Raw genomic sequence first — 18,928 nt, forward strand, 5'->3', positions numbered from 1 at the left:
TGCCCCGGCTTTCCCTGTACAAACAAGGCGCCCACCGGCGAATGAGACGGAAAACGCAGGGCACACGGGCGGTCAGGAGGTCGATAACTATGGTTCCGCTGCTTCTCGTTCTGCTTCTCGCCCTGATCCTCTTCGGAGCTGGCTTCGCCATCAAGGTTCTCTGGTGGGTCGCCGTCGCTGTTCTGGTGGTGTGGCTTCTCGGCTTCGTCATGCGTTCCACCAGCGCCGGCGGCGGGCGCGGCCGGTGGTACCGATGGTGACCTGACCCGCACCTCTCTCCAGGGCCCGGCCGGCACACGGTCGGGCCCTGCGCGCGTGTCGGGTGTACGGGCACTCATTCACGTCATGGACGGGCCGCCCGAAAGAGTCCAAAACGGAAACAGGGATCGGCGTGTGAAGACTCGTCGCGGCACCGGCGTCGCCATACACACCGCTCGAAGACGGGGCAGATGCCGCAGCAGCACTACCTCACGGCAGAAGCGTCGAGGGGCCCGGCGACTGCCGGACCCCTCGACTCTCGTAGCGGGGACAGGATTTGAACCTGCGACCTCTGGGTTATGAGCCCAGCGAGCTACCGAGCTGCTCCACCCCGCGTCGGTGCCGCCACCCTACACCGCCCCCAGACACGTCAGTGACGCGGCCCGCGACCAATCTGGCAGGCGGGTTGCGCCGGCACACCGTTGAGGGCGCGCCTTGTGCGAGTCAGGACGTATTCCACGACGGCGGACAACTGTGTGTTGGCGCGCGGGGAGGGCCACGCGCAGGACGGTGAAGCCGTCCTCGAGCCGTACCGTCCAAGGACGACTCGGATGCCGATAGCCTGGTCGACCGCGGGGTGGGAGGCGAGCGCCTGCTTGAACTGCCGGTTCCCCGCGCGCAGCCGCTCGAGCACTGCACCTGGCTGGTCCGGCGGAGTTGACGTGTGCGGCGGTACGGGGAGGGCTTTCCGGTTTCCCGGCATCTGCCCAGTTCGGCCGGGTTGTGCGCTGCTCCGGCTGGAGACCACGGAGTGTGCGCGAAGGCGTCCTCGATGGTGCGTGGTGGCCGCGGTCGCGGGACATCGGTGCCGAGCTGCCCGCAGCTGCTGAGCGCCCTCACCGGCGACCTCGGCCCCGTCACGCGCGTTCGGGTTGGACCCCACGGCCTGGGAGGGGCTCCCGATGTGAATCGTCGTCGACGACCGGGTGGTGCACATCGACTCCGTTCCGTTGGGCGACGGCACAGTCCTGATCACCCGCGGCGACCAGGACAGATGGCTCAGGCCGTCCGGGTCGGTCGACAACAGCTACGGCGACTTCCAGCTGCGGGCCTACCAGCGGAGTCGTTGACGGACGGAGCAAGTCGAGACAGTGGGCGGGGGAGGGCTACGCCCTTGGCAGGGACGCTGGCGGCGGCGGAGACACTCGCCGGCGACGCCTGCCCGGTGGTCGGGGCCGGCGCCCAGCGTGGTGACCGGCGGCATCACCAGGGGCCCGGCCAGTACGAGTCCACAGGCTGGGCGGACCCGCAGCAACCGTGATCTCGTGCTCGCCTCAGGCACGCGGTCGGCCGGCGGGTGCTGCATTAGCGGCCCGTGTCGGCGTCGCCATCGTCATTCGAAGAATTCCGCTGCCTCCTGCCGCCCGGAGCGGAGCTGTCGCCTTGCTCTTCCAGCAGCTCGAGGAGCGCGGCATCCGCTCTTTTTTGATCTTCTTTCGTCAGCTCGACCGGTGCGTTGTTGTAGACGGTGTAGCGATCCGGATCGATGATGTTGGCGGCCCGCAGGGTGAACGTCAGCAGGCGGCGCCACCCCTTGCGGTGGCCGACCCTCGCTTGCAGCTGGACCTTGTAGTCACGGGCTTCGGGCATGAGTCCGGAAAACGGTGCCTCGAACTCGATGAAGAGTTGTTGTGCTTCTCTGCCGGGCACAACGAAGCCGGCCGGCAGCTTCGCATCCTCGTCCGGCCCCGGCTGGAGGCGAGACGGTGAGGACACCCACAGCAGCGGCAGGTGAGAAGCGGGCTCGTCGGGGAAGGTCAGGATGAGGTCCTGTACGACGATCGGCTTGGGGCCGGTGTTGTGAAGGACGAGCGGGAGCCGCAGGCGGGCCGTGGAAGAGTGGATGATCGCTGCGAAGGCATGAGGCTCCCACGTCTTCAGGCGTCCTTGTCTGGCGTTGAGCCACCAGAACGACGCGACGGTGAAGAGCAATGCGCAGATCGACACCACGCCGGCGCCTGTGAGTGATGAGGACGCGGCTTGATGGGTCGCGGTCATCGGCGGAACCACAGATTTCAGTGTGCCAGCCCCACCGTGGGCTCGCTGACAGGACTCAGGAACCTCTGCCGCCTGCGCGCAGCAGCGGACGAGCAGGACGGTCCTGCGTGTCACAGGTGGCCGCTGCACCGCTCAGCCCACGTCACGAGCCGACATCGGCAAGGAGCACGAGATACCAGGCGACCAGTGCGGCGCATACCACTGCGGGGACGAGTTTTGGCGGCCCGTCTCCCTTACGCACGTGCATGGCCACGGCACCGGCGAGCAGCATCAGGAGGCCGAGGCCGGCCAGCTCTCCGAACAGCGGCAGGACCGGGCCGACGGCCACGCCTATAGCGCCTGCCAGCTCCAGCGCACCGATCAGCCGGTAGGCCGCTGGGGTGAAGCCGGCGTGGGCGGCCAGCTTGGGCATCGGGCCGAGAGCCATGATCTTGGCCACGCCCAGCAGAGCGAAGATCAACACGATGAGACAGGCCAGGCCGGCGGAGAGGCTCATGAGGCGTCCTTGAGGGTGTGCGGATGACGGGCCTGACGGCGTTCTGTTCCCAGGCCGGCGAAATAGGCGATCAGGTCCGGGTTGTCGACCGCCGAGGGGTTGAGGACCTGCTCGGCGGGGGCGCCCTGGAGGAGGCGTTTGACCGGGACCTCGAGTTTCTTCCCGGTCTTGGTGTGCGGGATGGCCGGCACGGCGAGGATCTCGTCGGGGACGTGGCGGGGGGAAGCGCCGGTGCGGACGGCGTCGCGGATCGTCTCGCGCAGGGCGTCGTCCAGCGTGACACCGGGCGCGGGGACGACGAACAGCGGCATCCAGTAGCCGCCGTCGGGTTCCTCCGCGCCGATGACGAGGGCCTCGGTGATCTCGGGGAGGCGTTCGACGATGTCGTGGATGTCGGCACTGCCCAGGCGTACGCCGTTGCGGTTGAGGGTGGCGTCGGAGCGGCCGTGGACGATCACCGAACCGTGGGAGGTGAGGGTGATCCAGTCGCCGTGCCGCCATACGCCCGGGTAGGCGCCGAAGTAGGCCTCGCGGTAGCGGCTGCCGTCGGGATCGTTCCAGAAGTACAGCGGCATGGAGGGCATCGGGCGGGTGACGACCAGTTCGCCGACCTGATCGACGACCGGCCGTCCCGCGCCGTCGTACGCCGCCAGCGCCACGCCCAGGTTGGGGGCGGACAGCTCGCCGGCCCAGACGGGGGTCGTGGGGGCGCTACCGGCGAAGGCGGAGACGATGTCGGTGCCGCCACTGGTGGAGGCCAGCTGGACGTCGGTGCCCACGTGGTCGCGGACCCAGGGGTAGGCGGAGGCGGGCAGGGCGGAGCCGGTGCAGCCGACGGCGCGCACTGCGGACAGGTCGTGCACGGAGGAGGGTACGATGCCCAGCTTGGCCATGGCCAGCAGGTACTGGGGGCTGGCGCCGAAGACGGTGATCTTGTGGCGGGCTGCCAGCTCCCACAGGACGTCGGGGCGCGCCACCGGCGCCGGGCTGCCGTCGTAGGTGCAGGTGGTGGCGCCGGTCAGCAGGGTGGAGACGACCAGGTTCCACATCATCCAGTGGGTGGTGGTGTACCACAGCAGGCGGTCACCGATGCCCAGGTCGCAGTGCAGGCCGAGGATCTTGAGGTGCTCCAGCAGGACGCCGCCGTGCCCGTGGACGATGCCCTTGGGCAGGCCGGTGGTGCCGGAGGAGAAGACGACCCACAGAGGGTGGTCGAAGGGCACCGGGGTGATGGTGAGGTACTCGCTGCGGGTGGCGGCGTCGTCCCAGGGAACCGTCAGGCCGGTGTGCCGGGCCTCGGGCCAGGTGAGGCCCAGGTGGTCCACGAGCACCGTGGCCTTCAGCGTGGGCAGGGCGTCGGCCAGTTCGAGCGAGGCGGCACGGCGGTCGTGGGCGGCGCCGTTGAAGAGGTAGCCGTCAGCCGTGATGAGCACCGTCGGCTGGAGCTGGGCGAATCGGTCGGCGGCGGCCTTGGGCGCGTAGTCCTGGCCGCACACCGACCACACCGCGCCCAGGCTGGCGGTGGCGAGGAAGGCGATGACGGCGTGGGGGGTGTTGGGCAGGTAGCCGACCACCCGGTCGCCCTGTGCCACGCCCAGGTCGCGCAGGGTTGCTGCCACGGAGGCGACCCGGGCGCGCAGTTCCCGGCCTGTGATCTCGTAGCCGGCGCCGGTCTCGTCCAGCGCGGTGATCGCGGGCGCGTCCGGGTGCAGGCTGCGCAGGGCATGGTGGGCGTAGTTGAGGGTGGCGCCGGGGAACCAGCGGGCGCCGGGCATCGTCTCCTCGGCCAGCACCCGCTCGTAGGGAGTGGTCGCGTCGATGTGGAAGTACGCCCATACCGCGGCCCAGAAACCTTCCAGGTCGGTGACGGACCAGCGGTGCAGTGCCTGGTAGTCGGTGGGGTCCTGGATACCTTCGGCGCCCTGGTGCCGGGCGGACCAGCGGGCGAAGTGCGCGATGCGGCTGCCGGCGGCCGTCTTCGGGTCGGGTGGCAGGAACGGTTCCGGACAGGGCGTGGCGTGCGGGCTGGTCATGGTGCGGTGCTCCTCGGCAGCGGGACGGACCGGGCATCGGCGGTACGGCGAGCCGTGGACAGCAGGGAAGCCCAGGCGGTGGTGTCCGGGAAGTGGCCGGTGCCGGCAGGGACGGTGTCCATCACGACACGGTCGGGGCGCAGCAGGGCGGCGTCGGCCCGGCCGCGCGCCAGCCAGGCGGCCAGCATGCCGTCATCGCCCAGGTCACCGACGTGGAGCGTGGGTGCGTCCAGCGCCGTGGCCACGGCCGTCATCCGCGGGGTGGGCGGCACAGCGGTCACGACGGCGAAGGAGTCTCCGAGGATGTCGTCCAGGCGGACTCTCCTGCCGTCGCCGATCACCCAGGGCTGCGGACAGAAGGTGCCGGGCAGCCCGCGCCCGATGAGCCCGGGGCGGCGCCGGACGAGCGGGCCGGCGGGCAGCGCGGGGCTGAGGTCACGGCTCACCGCCGAGGTCACCCCGGGAACGCGGCAGGCCGTGGCCACGGCAGCCCGGCGGAGCGCCGCGGCGCGGTCCTGTCCCCCGGTCATGGCCCAGCCGACGGCGACCGCGACCCGGATCAGGTAGCGGGCGTGCGGCTTGCGCTCGTGCTCGTAGGTGTCCAACAGCCCATCGTCCGCGCCCTGTCGGAGAACACGGGCGAGCTTCCAGGTCAGGTTGTGAGCGTCGCGCAGGCCCGCGCACAGACCCTGCCCGATGAAGGGCGGGGTGAGGTGGGCCGCGTCGCCCAGCAGGAAGACGCGTCCCCGGCGCCACCGGTCGGCCAGGCGGGCCCGAAACGTGTACTGCGCCTGCCGGATCACCTCGAAGTCGTCGCCCCGCGAGACGCCGGAGGGCACGTCCACCCAGGGGGCGACCAGCTCACGCAGGCGCTCCAGTCCCTCCGGGCCGTCCAGCGCCTCGTCGTCGGCCAGCCGGAACTCCCAGCGGTAGCGGTCCTTGCTGAGGCGCATGAAGGTGGCGGGCTGGGTGGGGCAGCAGATCTGGTCGACGCCTTCCCAGGTGCGGACCGGGCGGCTGGTGCGCACGTCGATGACCCGCCAGCTCTCCTCGAAGTGCAGGTCCTCCCATACGGCGCCGACGGCGTCACGGGTGAGACTGCCCGCGCCGTCGCAGCCGAGGACGGCATCGGCCCAGACGTGCTCGTCCTCGTCGCTACCGTCGCGGCGGAAGGTGACCCGGACCGGAGCCGTCCCCTCGGTGCCCTGGCTGACGGACACGACCTCCACCCCGCCCCACAGCTCACACTCGGGGCGGCGCGTCAGGGCGGCGCGCAGCAGACGTTCCAGGTCGGGCTGGTCGAACATGCTGGTCTGAGGGAAGCCATGCTTCCCGTGCCGGGATCGTGCGAATTCGGCGATCACACGGTGCTGGGCGTTCAGCAGCCGCAGCCCGCGTGCCGGACGTGCGAGGGCGGCGAACTCCTCGTGGATGCCGACGCTCTGCAGGATCCGGCGGACCTCGTCGTCCACGACGACGGCGCGCGGCAGAGGGTAGATGTCCCGGTGGCGTTCCAGGACGAGGCTGCGCACTCCGTGCCGGGCGAGCAGGAGCGCGGCCGTGACTCCCACGGGCCCCGCACCGATGATCACCACCGGCTTACGCGCTGCGTCGCTCACGTCGCGTCCGCCACAGCGGTCCGCTGCTCACCCAGGTCGATGCGCCCGTCGGGGGTGGCGATCGTGGCGGTGACGAGGTCACCGTCGCGCAGGTAGCGGGGGTTCTTGGCCTGGCCGTTGAAGAACGCCTTCCACTTCAGGGCAGGCGGCAGCAGAGCGGCGATCTTCTCGACCGGCTTGGGCGGGGCCTTCAGGGCCGTGCCGCCAGGAGTGCCGGTGAGCAGCAGGTCGCCCGGGTCGAGGGTCTGGAAGCGGGCCAGCAGGGTGAGCGCCTGCGCGGGCCGCACGATCATGTCGGCGAGAGTGCGGTCCTGGCGCGGCACGCCGTTGACCGACAGCCGCAGCCGCAGGTCGATCAGACGGGCGAAGTCCTCGGGCTCCAGCAGGGCCAGATACGGCCCCGTCGGGGTGAAGGTCGGGTAGGACTTGCTCTCGTAGAACTGCGTCTTGGTCAGCTGGACGTCGCGGGCGCTGACGTCGTTGGTGAGGACGAGCCCGGCGACGTAGTGCGGCAGGTCCGTCTCCTCGACGACGGTGCCCACCGGCAGGGTTGCGCCCATGACGAGGCCGAGTTCCACCTCGTAGTCGAGGAACCTCACGTGCGCCGGGCGGACGATCGCCTCGTGCGGACCGCTGACCGAGCCGGATGCCTTACGGAAGAAGGTGGGCGGGATGTCGCCGGTGAACCCGGAATCCTTGGCGTGGCTGCGGTAGTTGACCATCTGGGCGACCACACGGCAGGGGGTGGTGACCGGGGGCAGCGCCACCAGGTCGGCGACGGGTGTGCCGCTCTCGCCGGAGGCGGCGGCCTCTCGCACGGCGGCCCGGTCGGCGAGCAGTTCGGCGGTGTTGACGGCCTTGGTCTCGATGCGGACGGCGCGTTCGTCCCGGACGGCCCACCAGCCGTCGGGGGTGCGCAGAACGTTGGTGCTCATGAGCTCATCGCTTTCATCAGGCCCAGCAGGCGTGCGGGGTCGAGTTCGTTGTCGTCGCGCAGGGCCGTCATGACCTCGCGGAGCTTGGCGGGGGAGGGGTTGGTGCCCAGGAAGTCGCGGGTGACGGGCGGGCCCCACTGGGCCAGGCCGCTCGCCGACATCGGTGCCCATCCGGGTTCGAGGTCGCAGGAGAACAGGTCGCCGTCGGCGAAGTGCTCCAGCATGAAGCGGTCGGGGTCGCGCCAGTAGTCGAAGAGCTGGCTGCCCTGGATGTGCCGGCCGATTCCCCAGCTGCGCTGGTAGCCGCGCTCGGCGAGGTACTCGCCGCCGACGGCGATCGAGTCGAGGTCGGTGACCTGGTAGGCCGAGTGGACGTATCCGGTTCCGGGCCCCAGGTGCAGGGCCAGCGTGTGGTGATCGACGGCCAGGCTGCCCTGGTCGCAGCGGATGAACGCCATGGTCGGCCCGCGCTGGCGCTGCCCGTCCAGGAACAGGAAGTCGGAGACGATCATCCCGAGGGTGTCCAGGTACCAGTCCAGGGTGCGGGCGAACGTCCGTGTCTCCAGCACCACATGGCCGAGGCGCTGGATGCGGGACGGCTCGCGGGGCGGGCGCTGGGTGGCGTTCGTACGGCGGGGTTCGGTGCCGGTGTTGAGGGCCAGCGGCGGCTGCTCGGGCAACGCGGGCAGCGGCTCAGCGCAGTGCACGACCCGGACCGGCAGGCCCGAGGGGTCGAACAGGGCGACCGACCGGCCACCACCCGGCACGTCGATGTCCCGGACGGTGTGTCCGACGGCGCCGGCCAGCCGGTCCACATCGGCCCGCTCGGCCGCGCGGAACGCCGGTCCGAGGAAGCGAGAGGCACGCCCGCGCCGGATGACCATGCAGGGTGAGCCCGCGAACGTGCCGCGCAACCACAGCTCGTGCTGGGTGCGGGCGGCGATCGCGAAGCCGAAGTCGCGGGCGAACACCTCGGCCCGGTCCAGGTCGGGCTTCTCGAACTCCAGCCAGGCCAGGTCCGCGACCTTGATCACGGGATTCCGGGCTCGTCCGGGGTGCTCTCCGCGCAGGGCGCCCTGCTCACTGTGGAGGTCTTGGTGGGGCGTCAGAGGACCGCCCTTGTCAACGGGGATGTGGGACATGGTGTCCTCCAAGCAACACTGCCGTAATGAGGAAATCATCAACTCTGGCGTTTCTCGTCGTCAATAGGTGCAGCCCAAATAATTGAGGATCTCATCAGTAATGGCAGAGTCATCGTCGCGGCGGTTACACTGGGCCGTATGCCGACGTCAGCCCCGCCCAAGAACCGCTTCGAGCGGCGCCGCGCCGAGACCCGTCAGGCGCTCGTCCGCGCGGCCCGGCAGATCCTCGCGGAGACCGGGGACACCAGCGCCAGCATCCAGGCCATCGCCGAGCGCGCCGATGTCGGTTTCGGATCCTTCTACAACCACTTCGAGTCGAAGGCGGAGCTGTTCGACGCCGCGGTGTCGGACGCCCTGGAGGAGTTCGGGCAGGTCATCGATGCGCGCGTAGAAGGCATCGACGACCCGGCCGCGCTGGTCGCGGCCGGTTTCCGGCTCACTGCCCGGATGGCGGACTCCCACCCGGAACTCCTGCGGATCCTGCGTGACCGAGGCCTGTCCCACATCCACTCGGACAGCGGTCTCTCGCCGCGCGCCCTGCGCGACCTGGAGATCGGCATCGCGTCGGGCCGCTTCACCTGCGACAACGCGACCACCGCTCTGTCCGCCCTGGGCGGCACCCTGCTGTCCCTCGTGGCTCTCAGGCTGGACCGCCCGGACCTCGACGGCGACGAGGCCGCCTCCGACCTGGCCGAGATGGTCCTGCGCATGCTCGGTGTCGCCCCGGACGACGCCCATGAGGTCAGCCGGCGCCCGCTACCCGGCCTCGACTGACAGCTGCCTCACTCACGACGTCCCGCACCTGCAGCGCTGCCGCCTGCGGTGCCACGCCGGCGTCGACGAGGAACGCGGTGGCTGCGGCCTCGTTCGTGGGGGTCCGCCCACGCGCTCGCGGCGTTCTCCTCGGCGAGGGCCAGCATCAGTGCTTCCAGCGCCTGAGCGAGGACGGGCGCTGGGACATGGTCCGCGAACACGCCTTGGCGCTGACCGCGTCGTAGGGTCGCGACGGCCTCGTCGCGGACCGGTGCCAGGGTGGCGCGGATCGCCTCATCGCCGAGGTGGCGTCGCCCCAAGGAGATCAGCGTGCGGTACTGGTCGCGCACCGCCCATCCCGACAGGACCATCCGCGTCATCGCCCCGAGCGGATCGGCACCGGGGTACCGGCTGTGGCGAACGCCTGCCGGAGCGCTTGGTCCGCTTCCTGCGTCAACTCAGCGACCAGCGCCTCCCGGCTGGAGAAGTGTCCGTAGACGGTGCGCCGGGCGACGCCCGCCGCCTGAGCGATGCTGTCGAGACTCGCACGGGGTCGTCCCGCAGTCTCTGCCGAGCGATCGCGAGAATGCGTCTGCGGTTCGAGCGAGCATCGCTGCGCCGCGGAGTGCGGCCCAGGGCGTCGGCCGTCTGCATGGCTCCGTCCCTCCGGGGGCTCTGGCTGCCGGAAAACCGCGGGCGCCGGTGCTCCCTCAAGCACCGGCGCCCACTCACCCCTGCCCGAGGTGGCTTCGATGTCCCGCTGACAGGCGTCAGGGCACCAGGATGAGGCGGATCGGGTCGCCGATCTTGTTCTCCAGACGGCTGACCGCGTCGGCCGCGTCGATGAGGGGGATGTGGTCCGTGATGGAGGGGGCCAGGTCGAGGCGGCCGGCCGCGGTCAGCCGCACGAGCTCGGAGACGGACTCCGGGAAGCCGCCGTAGTGACCGCGCACTTGCTTCTGCAGGTAGTTGAAGGTCAGGCCCTCGGTGATGGTGAGCGGCCTGGGGGTGATGCCCACCAGGATCAGGGAGCCGCCGAGGCCGAGCGCGGAGGCGGCCTGCTCGCGCGCGGCGGCCACGCCGGCGCAGTCGAAGGCGAAGTCCAGGCCCCGTCCATCGGTGGCCACGCGGACCTGGTCGGCGAAGTCGGGGGCGGCCGGGTCCAGGGCGTAGTCCGCACCGAAGGCCAGGGCGCGCTCGCGCGCGCTGGGCAGCGGGTCGACGGCGATGATCGGTGCGGCGCCGACCAGGCGGGCGAGACGTACGTTGTGCGCGCCGACTCCGCCCACGCCCCAGATGCCGACGGACTGGGCGGGACGGACGCCCGCGGTGGCGACGACGGCGGCGTAGGGGGTGGAGACCGCGTCGGGGATGATCGCGGCCTGGTCGAAGGGGAGGCTGTCGGGGATGGGGATGAGGGTGTCCTCGCGGGCGATCACGTACTCGGCCCAGCCGCCGTTGTAATCGATGCCGGCGGTGAGCATCTGGGTGCAGGGGCGGTGGCGCACGCAGCCGGCGCACTTGCCGCAGGTCTTGCCGGCCTCCAGGGTGACTCGGGTGCCGACGGGCAGGGCGCGCTTGAGGTCGGGGCCGAGCGTGTGGATCACACCGGAGACCTCGTGGCCGACGGTGACCGTGTCGGAGGTGGCGAACAGCGGGACGAGGGAGCCGTCGAGCAGGTGGACGTCGGAGAGGCAGACGCCGGCGGCCTTGACCTCGATGAGGACCTCGCCCGGGCCGGGCACGGGGATGGGGACCTCCTCCACGGCGAACTTCTTGCTGTCCAGGTGGAAGCGTCCGGCGAGCATGGTGGCCATGAAGATCTGCTTTCTGTGAGTGGCACCGCCCGCGGTTCGGGACATGGGTGCCGTGTGGTGTCTGGAGGGCTTGTGGTGGCCGGGAGGCGTGCGGAGTGGCAGGACGGGGCCGCACGCCTCCCGGCGGCTGGGGGCACACGCCATGACGGCGTGCGACGGTCAGGCGAAGACGTCCTGCTGGTAGCGCTCGTCGGCCTCGAGCTGGGCGAGCCACTGCTGGGCGGTCTCGTCGTCGCTGCCGGTCCGCCGGCGGTGGATGGCGGCGAGGGCTTCGCGGACGGCGGGGGCCATACGGCGGCCGTCACCGCAGACGTAGATGTACGCGCCGTCCTCGATGGCCTGCCACACCGTGTCGGCGGCATTGGCTATGGCGTTCTGCACGAACCGGGCCGGGTGGCCGGTCACCGCGGAGAAGGCGGTGTGCACCTGTGCGATCCCGGCCTGCTCCCAGTCCTGCATCTCCTGCTTGTAGAAGTAGTCGTGCTCCGGGTGGCGGCAGCCGACGAAGACCTGCGACAGGCCGACCTCGGTGCCGTTCTCGTGCTGCCGGGCCCGCTCCTCCAGGAAGCCGCGCAGCGGCGCGATCCCGGTGCCGGGGCCGATCAGGAGCAGCGGCGTGGCGGGGTCGGCGGGCGGGGCGAACGTCGGGGAGGGCACGCGGACGTAGCCGTACACGACGTCACCCGGCTCAAGACCGGCGATGTAGGAGGAGCAGGTGCCGCGGTACTGGCCGTCGCCGGACAGGGCCGGACCCTCCAGCAGGCCGACGGTCAGGCGCACATGGCGCGGGCTGGCCGACGGGGCGGAGGAGATGGAGTAGAAGCGAGGTCGGATCGGCCCCATCATCTCCAGGAACACCGCCAGCGGCAGCTCGACCGCGGGGAAGCGCTCCAGCAGGCCCAGCACCGAGACCCGCTTGCCCAGGATCTCCTTCTGGTAGTGCTCCTCGGCCTCCGCCGTGTCGGCCGCGTACGCCTGGAGCTGCGGCCGGGTCCACGGGCACTGGGTGTACTCGGCCAGCGTCTGGATCTGGGAGCGGGTGGCCACGTCCTGCAGCTCCAGGAACTCGGTGAGCAGGATGCCGGCGGTGACGGGGACGCCGACCGGCAGGTGCGTCCGGCCGCCGCCGGGCTGGTCGAGCCGGAGTACCTGGCCGTACTCGACACCGAGCCGCCTCAGTGCGCGCCCCACCAGGGCCGCTTCGTTCTTGGCGAAGACGGCCAGGTGGTTGCCGGTGTCGTAGGTGACACCCTCGGGCAGCTCGACGGTGATGGACTTCGCGGACGGCCGCGGCGGCTCGATGCTGAAGTCCCACAGGCCGGTCGCGTCGGCCACGAGCTCCTCGTTGGCCACCACCGTGAGTGGGTACGCCTGCTCGGAGACGATGGCGGGGCGCACGTCGGACTCGGTGAGCAGCTGGACCTGGTAGCGCGGGCCGCTCGCCTCGGAGGTGTCGGCGGCGTACTCCTCGGCCAGGGTGGCCCACAGGGTGTCCATCCAGCGACTCGCCATGCCGTCGAAGTCACCGGCGGCGTCCGCGATGCCGCGCTCGACGACGGGCGTGGCGCCGGCGGCCAGCAGACCGTCCTCGATCCGCTTGGGGAATGCCTGGTAAGTGGCCACCCACTGGGTGTTGCCGGCGCCCAGGAGCGCGAACCGCACGTGGGACAGCGAGCCCTCGGGCAGGCCGGCGGCGAGCAGGTCGTCGAAGCGCTGGGCGTTGTCGGGTGCCTTGCCGTTGTAGCTGGCGGCTACGACGACGAGCAGACCCTCGGTGGGCAGGTTGTCGCCCAGCTCGTCCAGGCTCATCAGCGTGGTGCCGAACCCGGAACGCTCACCGCGGTCGGCGATGGTGCGCGCCAGGTCCTCGCAGGAGCCGAGGCTGGAGCCGTAGGCGACGGTCAGGTTCACACCGACGCCGCTGACCGCTGTCTGCGCCTGCGTGTCGCCGGTCTGCAGGTCGGCGGCGCCGAAGTCGGTCCGCTGGTGGTCCTGACGCTTGCGGACGACCAACTGGAAGTCGCCGGGCTTGCGCGTCAGCGCCTCGCGGACGTCCATCTTGTAGTCGGTGGTGTCGGAGAACCTGAACTTCTGCAGCACGAGCGCAAGCGCCAGGCGGGCCTCGGTGAGCGCGAACTGGCGGCCGATGCAGGCACGCACACCGTTGCCGAACGGCTTGTAGGCGTGCGGGTGCTGTTGCACGCGGTTCTCCGGCAGCCACCGGTCGATGTCGAACTCCTCCGGCCGGTCCCACGCCTTGGGGTGGGAGTGCAGCGCGCCCATGAGGATGTTGGCCCTGGTTCCCTTCTTCAGCTCGTACCGGTCGCCGATGACGGTGTCGTCGATGGGCGCCTTGGCGATCAGCGGGATGGGAGCCCACAGGCGCAGGGTCTCCTCCAGGATCCGCGGGATCACGTCGAGTTGCATGATCGTGTCGTAGTCCGGGACCGTGTCACCGGGCAGCAGGCGGTCGACTTCGGCGTACGCCTGCGCCAGCACGTGCGGGTTGCGCATCAGCGAGTACGTGGCGAACGACAGCAGGCCACTGGTGGTCTCGTGACCGGCGATCAGGAAGGTCACCACCTGGTCGCGGACGTTGTCGTCCGCCAGCAGCTTGCCGGTCTCCGGGTCGGTGGCCTCCAGCATCAGGCCGAGCAGGTCCTCCTCGCCGGTGCCCTTGCCCTCGCGGCGCTCCTTGATCACGCTGTCGACCAGGTCGCGCATCAGCTGGATGTTCTGGCGGTACTTCCTGTCGTCCGCCTTGCGGAGCTTGGTCATCATCGGCAGCTCCTGAGAGCGCCGCATCGACTCGATCAGCGCCTCCAGCAGCGAGTTGAGGAAGGGGTGCAGTTCCTCCTTGTCGTAGGACTGGAAGCGGTAGCCGAAGCCGGACAGGGCGATGGTGTCCAGGGTGAGCCGGGTGTAGTCGTCGGTGATGGCGACCGGCTGACCCTCCCGGCTCTCCCACTTGCCGACGAGGTTCTGGGCGATCTCCAGCATCTGACCGAAGTAGGTCTTCATGGCCCGCTGGCTGAAGGCCGGCAGCAGGATCCGGTGGGCCATGGCCCATTCCTCTTCATGCTGGTGGGCCGTGAACAGGCCCGCCCCCGTGTAGTCCCGCACATGGCTCAGCGGCGTCTTCTCGATCTGCTTGAAGAACCGCGTCTCGTCGCAGACCTCGGCCACCAGGTCAGGGTCGTAGACGAAGACCTGCTCGATGCCTGCGATGTCCATGCCGTAGATGCCCTCGGGGAACCGCTTGGACAGCTCGTTGAAGTACTCCACCGGGTTGGTGTCGGGGAGCTGCGGCGTGTGGCCGAGCAGGGGGATCCCGCGCGGGGACCGAATGGGGCGAAGGTCGTTCGCGGAGTGCGTGGTCATGACTTGCTCCTCTGCGTGGAGGGGTGGGCAAGGGCGCGCTGCGCAGGTCGACGCTGTGGCGCCGTACGGAAACATACGCCGTATGGAATCGTTACCGTACGACGTATGAAAACTTGGCGCAACCCCCCTGTCGTGCAGGTCGGCCCTGGGATTCGGGTCATTTCCATACGGCGTACGAAACTGGTACCGTACGGGGTATGGAAAAGAAGGTGAGGCGTCCCCCGCGGGGAACCAGGAAGAGAGACGTGCCTCTGACCGAGGCCGGGATCTATGCCGCCGCCCTGCGGCTCATCGACGAGGACGGCGTCGAGGCGCTTACCATGCGCAAACTCGCCACCGAGCTCGACGCGAACCCGATGTCGCTGTACCACCACGTGCCGAACAAGGAAGCCGTGCTGCGCGGCGTGGCGAGAATGGTCGGAGCCCAGTTCCGCACCGTCACGCTCCAGGACGCTCCCTGGCAGGAGCGGATCCGCCTGCTCGCCACGGACTTCCGGACGCTGGCACACCGTCACCCGAAGTTGATGGCCTACTCGTTCAGCCAACCGGACTTCATCCAGCCCGACGACCCGTTCTGGACCGCGCTCACCGCTATCGTGGCCGCTGGCGGGGTGTCGCAGTCGGAGGTCTCGGAGATCGCCGCTCTCATGGTCGCCGTCGTCGTAGGTGTCCTCGGCGCCGAACTCAACGGCTCGCTCCAGCAGTGGGCGAGCCTCGAGTTCCCCGGTGCCGCCGCCGGCGCGGACGAGGCCATGGACGCAGGCCCTGCCCCTGATCAGGACCACATGTTCCGGCTGGTGATCGACACGCTCATCATGGGCCTGGAGGGTCGGCTCGCCGCCGGTCGTAACGGCCAGGGCGCCGGCCGCTGAGTCCGTAGTCCCAAGGCGTTGCGGCCTGGGCGCGTCCGTGGTCGGGCGAGTTCAGGCCGCGGTGCGACGCTGCGACGCACAGGGAGCAACCGCTCCCCTCCAGAACGACCATCCCGATGCGGCCGCTACCGGTGCGCGGTGTGTTGCGGCTGGGCCGGGCGGCCGATCTGTGACCCAAGGCAGTGCTCAGCGTCCTCCTGGCGACCTCCGTGCCGAGGCTGGTCCTGCTGTCAGCGGCCGAGCAGCCCTGGTGGTGTACACCGTCGGTGGGATCAACCCCCGCTCATGCCCCTGCCCCGCCCTGATCCGCGACCGCATCGCCACCCACCGGCGGATCCTGCTCGACTGTCTGCGGCGCATCAAGCGCGAGCGGGAGTCGGGCCTGTGCTGACCGCTGGAGTCCGTCGGCGCCTACCAGCACATGAAGGCCCTCGCACTGCCCTTCGAACTGCACCCCGTCTGCAGGGCAGCCGGTATCCCTGACCGCCGCCGCAGGCTCTGCTCTGCCCACCGGGCCACCGTGTTCAGGCAAACATCCCTACCAGCACCGCAGCCACCACAGTGAGCACCGAGACCGGCAGTATGACCACACGCGGCCAGCCCACCGACCGCTGAGGGCGGCCCTGTCCGGCGGCGGTCGGTGTTCGGCTCGCGTCCGCGTCCGGTGCCCTGATCAGGCCGAGGTCTTCGGCTGCGACTCGCGGCTTTGTGTGCGCAGTTGCTCGTTGATGCGCTGGGCTTCTTCGAGCTGGTCTTCGAGGATGACGATGCGGCAGGCGGCCTCGATGGGGGTGCCGTGGTCGACGAGTTCGCGGGCGCGGGCGGCGATGCGCAGCTGGTAGCGGGAGTAGCGGCGGTGGCCGCCCTCGGAGCGCAGGGGGGCGATCAGGCGGTGTTCGCCGAGGGCGCGGAGGAAGGCGGGGGTGGTACCGAGCATCTCGGCGGCCCGGCCCATGGTGTAGGCGGGGTAGTCATCATCGTCGAGGTTGTCGACGGGCCGGGGACTGGCAGGGGGCATAGACCTCTTCTTCCGGGGGACGCGTCGGGGGGCCCGGGCGCCGTACTGGCGCTCGGGCCCCGAGCTTGCAACACCATCTACCGGCAAACTGCGCCGGCCTTCTGTGTCCGCAGGTACCGCCTGGGAGGGCGGGGCTGCGGGGATCGCGTATGCGTGACCGGGGACCACCTTCCAATCCGGGGCCGTGCGGTACCCGGGCGGACTCCTTCTCGCCCGGGCGATCCTGATGGCGTTCTGCTCCTTACCTTTGGTTACTCGGGTACTGCTCACGGCCGCTGTGGGCCGCGTCCTACTTGACCTGCCTGCACGGCAGTTCGTGTCTGCCGTGCCCACTTCGACGTCCTGAGTACGACAAGACAGTAACCCCGTGACGCACCAATGTCTACTTCCGCCGCTATAGATTTTCCTTATGGGTGGTGGGTGGAGTCCTGTCGTAAATACACGCGAAAGAGTGATGCCCCGGGTTATCTCCCAGCTCAGCGGGCACACGCTGAGCCGGACAGCCCAACCGATCCAGGCTGAGCGGGTCGGCGCCATCGTTGAGGTCAAGGGCGCGTTCCCTACGGAGCGGCTTCGGGCAGTGCCCAGTATCTGTGCGGAACCGGTGGTCTGCGCTACCAAAACGTTGGTCCATTCGATGCCTCCGGCATCCCTGTGCTGCCCTTTCGCCTGCCTGCGGCTACGGATGACCCGGACTGCTGGATCGCCCGGCCCACCGCCAGAGCGTTGGGCCCCTGGTCGGGTTCGTGGTCGGCCTGACCACGGGAGGCCGGATGTGTTTGCTGTGGGATTGTGACTGGTGGTCGTGGTCTTGGTCAGGGGTGCCGTGTGAGTTGACGGCTATGGATTTCGTGTACGTCTCCCTCATCACGCGGCGGCCGATGCCGCGGGGCTTTCGCTCGAGCAGCGCCTTGGCGAGCACGCCCGCACCGCCGGGCCGCAGCTGAGGCAGCTGTACGTCCGCCACCGCGGGGCCTTCGCCTACGTGGAGTCGGAACTGGCCGACGGCGAGGAGGTCCAGCTGATGCGCCTGCGCTACGGCGGGACCATCAGCAAGTGGAGCTGCGCCCCCTACTACGCCAGAAGCGACCGCTACGAAGACTCCCTCCTGCCCAACGGCACCCTCGCCGGCGGCCCTCAAGACGCCCTTGACTGAAGATTCCCCGTGATCTCGGACACGGTTCTGTCACGCGGCAAGGGAATCCGTGGCCTTCTCACACCTCGTCGGCGTCCGGTTTCGCCGCACCCTCAGATGCGGGCGAAGACGTTGACCACCACTCCGATGTAGAGAATGACGAGGATGGTCCAGAAGGTGTAGACGATGCCGGGATACCGGATGTAGAGCGGTATGCGGATGGTCGGGTAACGCTTGCGAAGTTCACGTGGGGTCGGCGTACCCCCGAACTGCTGAGGAAGAGCCGCCTTACGCCACACCCTGTTGAGTTCGGCCTCACGCCACTGGCGGGGATTGAGCATGACGGCGGCGCGGTCGTCAGCCACGATGAGCACCTCGCCGGCGGTGCCGCTGGAGTTGATATGGGTCCGGGCCACGAAGCCGGGCCCTTCGATGACGGTCAGTCGGCGCGCCCAGTTGCGCACCAGGACGGCGCCATCCACGAGTGCGACATACGTGTTCATGGTGTGCAGGACTGCGTAGGTCACGTACCACAGGAAGGGGAGCGCGACGAGGGCGATGGCCGCGGGTACCGCCATCGGCCCGAGCCCCTCACTGGTGCCGCGCCCGCGCGCGAGCATGAGCGTCATGCTTATTCCCGGCACGATGACCGCCGGGACGATGGCCAGTGCCACGCGCCCGAACCGGCTCTTGTCCGGGGATACGAAAAGCTCTGTACGGCGGTCACTCACAGCTGCTCTCCGGTCTCTCCACACGCGACGCCAAAACGAAGGTCGTCACAGACATCATCCGCCCCCCAACTCCGTTCCGCTTGTGTTCACTCCTGCGCTCCTTCATTGGATCTCGGTGTCCCTGGTAGGGCGCAACTGCCTTGGCTGCAGGTCGGATTCAGACCGCAGGGGGCCGCGCTCCTGCTGGACACGCTCCGCGGGCAACCGCTGCTGCGGCCGACCACCGTGCCCTGTCAGTCGTGGGCGTTCTTGCGGTTCGTGCCCGGCCTGCCGGTCTCCGGTACCAGTAACGCGCTCAGCGTGGTGCCCTTCATCCAGGACTCAAGCCGGTCGACGTCGATCAGCGTCATGTGACGGCGAGCGGCGGTCCTGCGTTCGCGCTCGTTGAGCGGCCCGAGGACGAGAAAGATGGTCACCTCAGCACCAAGCTGTGCGCGAGCGGCGTCGTCGGACGTTCGGACGTGGCGGGCGTCTACAGAGCGGTCGCCGCACTCTCGGCTGCACTTCACGGTAGCCTTCCGGCCGTCCGGTGGATAGCCGGTCATGTCGCCGCCCAGCGTGTCGCCTTCACCGGAAGCGCAGTAGCGGAACACAACCACGATCAAGCCAAAGCCCAACGCCAGCACCAGTAACGTTCCCACGCACGATCTTCCCCCTCTTGTCGCCCCATCGTTCCCGCATCCCGCGATGTGGCTATCCCACGCGGATCAGGTAACAGGTCCCAGGGCCAGCACTTTGAG

19 protein-coding genes, 1 tRNA gene and 1 pseudogene are annotated in these 18,928 nt (G+C 69.6%); 7 read left to right on the plus strand and 14 right to left on the minus strand.

Annotated elements, in window-relative coordinates:
* The first annotated feature begins 89 nt into the window (after positions 1-89).
* Positions 90-260: a hydrophobic protein gene (locus tag Q8A52_RS27135; RefSeq protein ID WP_316756110.1), complete on the plus strand. Its 171-nt coding sequence runs from the start codon at positions 90-92 to the stop codon at positions 258-260.
* Between the two features lie 260 nt (positions 261-520).
* Here the strand turns inward: Q8A52_RS27135 and Q8A52_RS27140 are convergent.
* Positions 521-594: transfer RNA gene (locus Q8A52_RS27140), tRNA-Met, on the minus strand.
* Positions 595-920: 326 nt separating this feature from the next.
* Between Q8A52_RS27140 and Q8A52_RS27145 the strand changes: the two are divergent.
* Positions 921-1,250 (plus strand): annotated as a pseudogene (locus tag Q8A52_RS27145) (DUF5994 family protein); the annotation flags it as partial.
* A gap of 122 nt (positions 1,251-1,372) precedes the next feature.
* On the plus strand, positions 1,373-1,519 hold the full coding sequence (locus tag Q8A52_RS27150; protein ID WP_316756112.1) for a hypothetical protein: 147 nt from the start codon (positions 1,373-1,375) through the stop codon (positions 1,517-1,519).
* Positions 1,520-1,563: 44 nt separating this feature from the next.
* Here Q8A52_RS27150 and Q8A52_RS27155 read toward each other — a convergent pair whose 3' ends face one another.
* The 6 genes from Q8A52_RS27155 to Q8A52_RS27180 form a co-directional block, all read right to left on the minus strand.
* A complete protein-coding gene (locus Q8A52_RS27155; RefSeq protein ID WP_316756114.1) occupies positions 1,564-2,256 on the minus strand; it encodes a hypothetical protein in 693 nt (230 codons plus the stop codon).
* A 142-nt stretch (positions 2,257-2,398) separates the two neighbouring features.
* Positions 2,399-2,752, minus strand: coding sequence for a DoxX family protein (locus Q8A52_RS27160; protein WP_316756116.1), 354 nt, complete (start codon positions 2,750-2,752; stop codon positions 2,399-2,401).
* Positions 2,749-4,785 (minus strand): acetoacetate--CoA ligase, encoded by a 2,037-nt coding sequence (locus Q8A52_RS27165; RefSeq protein ID WP_316756117.1) that lies wholly within the window; start codon positions 4,783-4,785, stop codon positions 2,749-2,751. Before Q8A52_RS27165 ends, Q8A52_RS27160 begins: the two co-directional genes overlap by 4 nt.
* Entirely contained in the window at positions 4,782-6,404 is a 1,623-nt protein-coding gene (gene mhpA, locus Q8A52_RS27170) for a bifunctional 3-(3-hydroxy-phenyl)propionate/3-hydroxycinnamic acid hydroxylase MhpA (protein WP_316756119.1), read from the minus strand. Before mhpA ends, Q8A52_RS27165 begins: the two co-directional genes overlap by 4 nt.
* Positions 6,401-7,339, minus strand: a complete 939-nt coding sequence (locus tag Q8A52_RS27175; protein WP_316756120.1) for a fumarylacetoacetate hydrolase family protein — start codon at positions 7,337-7,339, stop codon at positions 6,401-6,403. Before Q8A52_RS27175 ends, mhpA begins: the two co-directional genes overlap by 4 nt.
* On the minus strand, positions 7,336-8,481 hold the full coding sequence (locus Q8A52_RS27180; protein WP_316756122.1) for a VOC family protein: 1,146 nt from the start codon (positions 8,479-8,481) through the stop codon (positions 7,336-7,338). The genes Q8A52_RS27175 and Q8A52_RS27180 overlap by 4 nt, the downstream gene beginning before the upstream one ends.
* Before the next feature lie 138 nt (positions 8,482-8,619).
* Between Q8A52_RS27180 and Q8A52_RS27185 the strand changes: the two genes are divergently transcribed.
* Positions 8,620-9,255, plus strand: a complete 636-nt coding sequence (locus tag Q8A52_RS27185) for a TetR/AcrR family transcriptional regulator (protein WP_316756124.1) — start codon at positions 8,620-8,622, stop codon at positions 9,253-9,255.
* Between the two features lie 8 nt (positions 9,256-9,263).
* On the opposite strand, the gene Q8A52_RS27190 is transcribed toward Q8A52_RS27185, so the two are convergent.
* The 4 genes from Q8A52_RS27190 to Q8A52_RS27205 form a co-directional block, all read right to left on the minus strand.
* The gene (locus tag Q8A52_RS27190; RefSeq protein ID WP_316756126.1) at positions 9,264-9,614 is read right to left on the minus strand and encodes a hypothetical protein; all 351 of its coding nucleotides are present in this window, start codon (positions 9,612-9,614) and stop codon (positions 9,264-9,266) included.
* On the minus strand, positions 9,611-9,952 hold the full coding sequence (locus Q8A52_RS27195; RefSeq protein ID WP_316756128.1) for a TetR/AcrR family transcriptional regulator: 342 nt from the start codon (positions 9,950-9,952) through the stop codon (positions 9,611-9,613). Before Q8A52_RS27195 ends, Q8A52_RS27190 begins: the two co-directional genes overlap by 4 nt.
* 52 nt (positions 9,953-10,004) lie before the next feature.
* Entirely contained in the window at positions 10,005-11,051 is a 1,047-nt protein-coding gene (locus Q8A52_RS27200; protein WP_316756130.1) for a zinc-binding dehydrogenase, read from the minus strand.
* Positions 11,052-11,210: 159 nt separating this feature from the next.
* Positions 11,211-14,432 (minus strand): bifunctional cytochrome P450/NADPH--P450 reductase, encoded by a 3,222-nt coding sequence (locus Q8A52_RS27205; RefSeq protein WP_316756132.1) that lies wholly within the window; start codon positions 14,430-14,432, stop codon positions 11,211-11,213.
* Between the two features lie 245 nt (positions 14,433-14,677).
* Here Q8A52_RS27205 and Q8A52_RS27210 point away from each other — a divergent pair, with 245 nt between their 5' ends.
* Together Q8A52_RS27210 and Q8A52_RS27215 are read left to right on the plus strand one after the other, a co-directional pair.
* Positions 14,678-15,304 (plus strand): TetR/AcrR family transcriptional regulator, encoded by a 627-nt coding sequence (locus tag Q8A52_RS27210; RefSeq protein WP_316756134.1) that lies wholly within the window; start codon positions 14,678-14,680, stop codon positions 15,302-15,304.
* A 250-nt stretch (positions 15,305-15,554) separates the two neighbouring features.
* Positions 15,555-15,695, plus strand: a complete 141-nt coding sequence (locus Q8A52_RS27215) for a hypothetical protein (protein ID WP_316756136.1) — start codon at positions 15,555-15,557, stop codon at positions 15,693-15,695.
* A gap of 282 nt (positions 15,696-15,977) precedes the next feature.
* Here the strand turns inward: Q8A52_RS27215 and Q8A52_RS27220 are convergent, their stop codons facing one another.
* Positions 15,978-16,322, minus strand: coding sequence for a MerR family transcriptional regulator (locus Q8A52_RS27220; protein WP_316756138.1), 345 nt, complete (start codon positions 16,320-16,322; stop codon positions 15,978-15,980).
* A 985-nt stretch (positions 16,323-17,307) separates the two neighbouring features.
* Here Q8A52_RS27220 and Q8A52_RS27225 point away from each other — a divergent pair.
* The gene (locus Q8A52_RS27225; protein ID WP_316756140.1) at positions 17,308-17,478 is read left to right on the plus strand and encodes a hypothetical protein; all 171 of its coding nucleotides are present in this window, start codon (positions 17,308-17,310) and stop codon (positions 17,476-17,478) included.
* A gap of 92 nt (positions 17,479-17,570) precedes the next feature.
* On the opposite strand, the gene Q8A52_RS27230 is transcribed toward Q8A52_RS27225, so the two are convergent.
* Complete coding sequence (locus tag Q8A52_RS27230; protein WP_316756142.1) at positions 17,571-18,086, minus strand: hypothetical protein; 516 nt, start codon at positions 18,084-18,086, stop codon at positions 17,571-17,573.
* Between the two features lie 335 nt (positions 18,087-18,421).
* Entirely contained in the window at positions 18,422-18,829 is a 408-nt protein-coding gene (locus tag Q8A52_RS27235; RefSeq protein ID WP_316756144.1) for a hypothetical protein, read from the minus strand.
* Between the last annotated feature and the right edge of the window lie 99 nt (positions 18,830-18,928).

Origin of the sequence: Streptomyces herbicida, assembly GCF_032656585.1 — a bacterium.
Lineage (GTDB): Bacteria > Actinomycetota > Actinomycetes > Streptomycetales > Streptomycetaceae > Streptomyces > Streptomyces herbicida.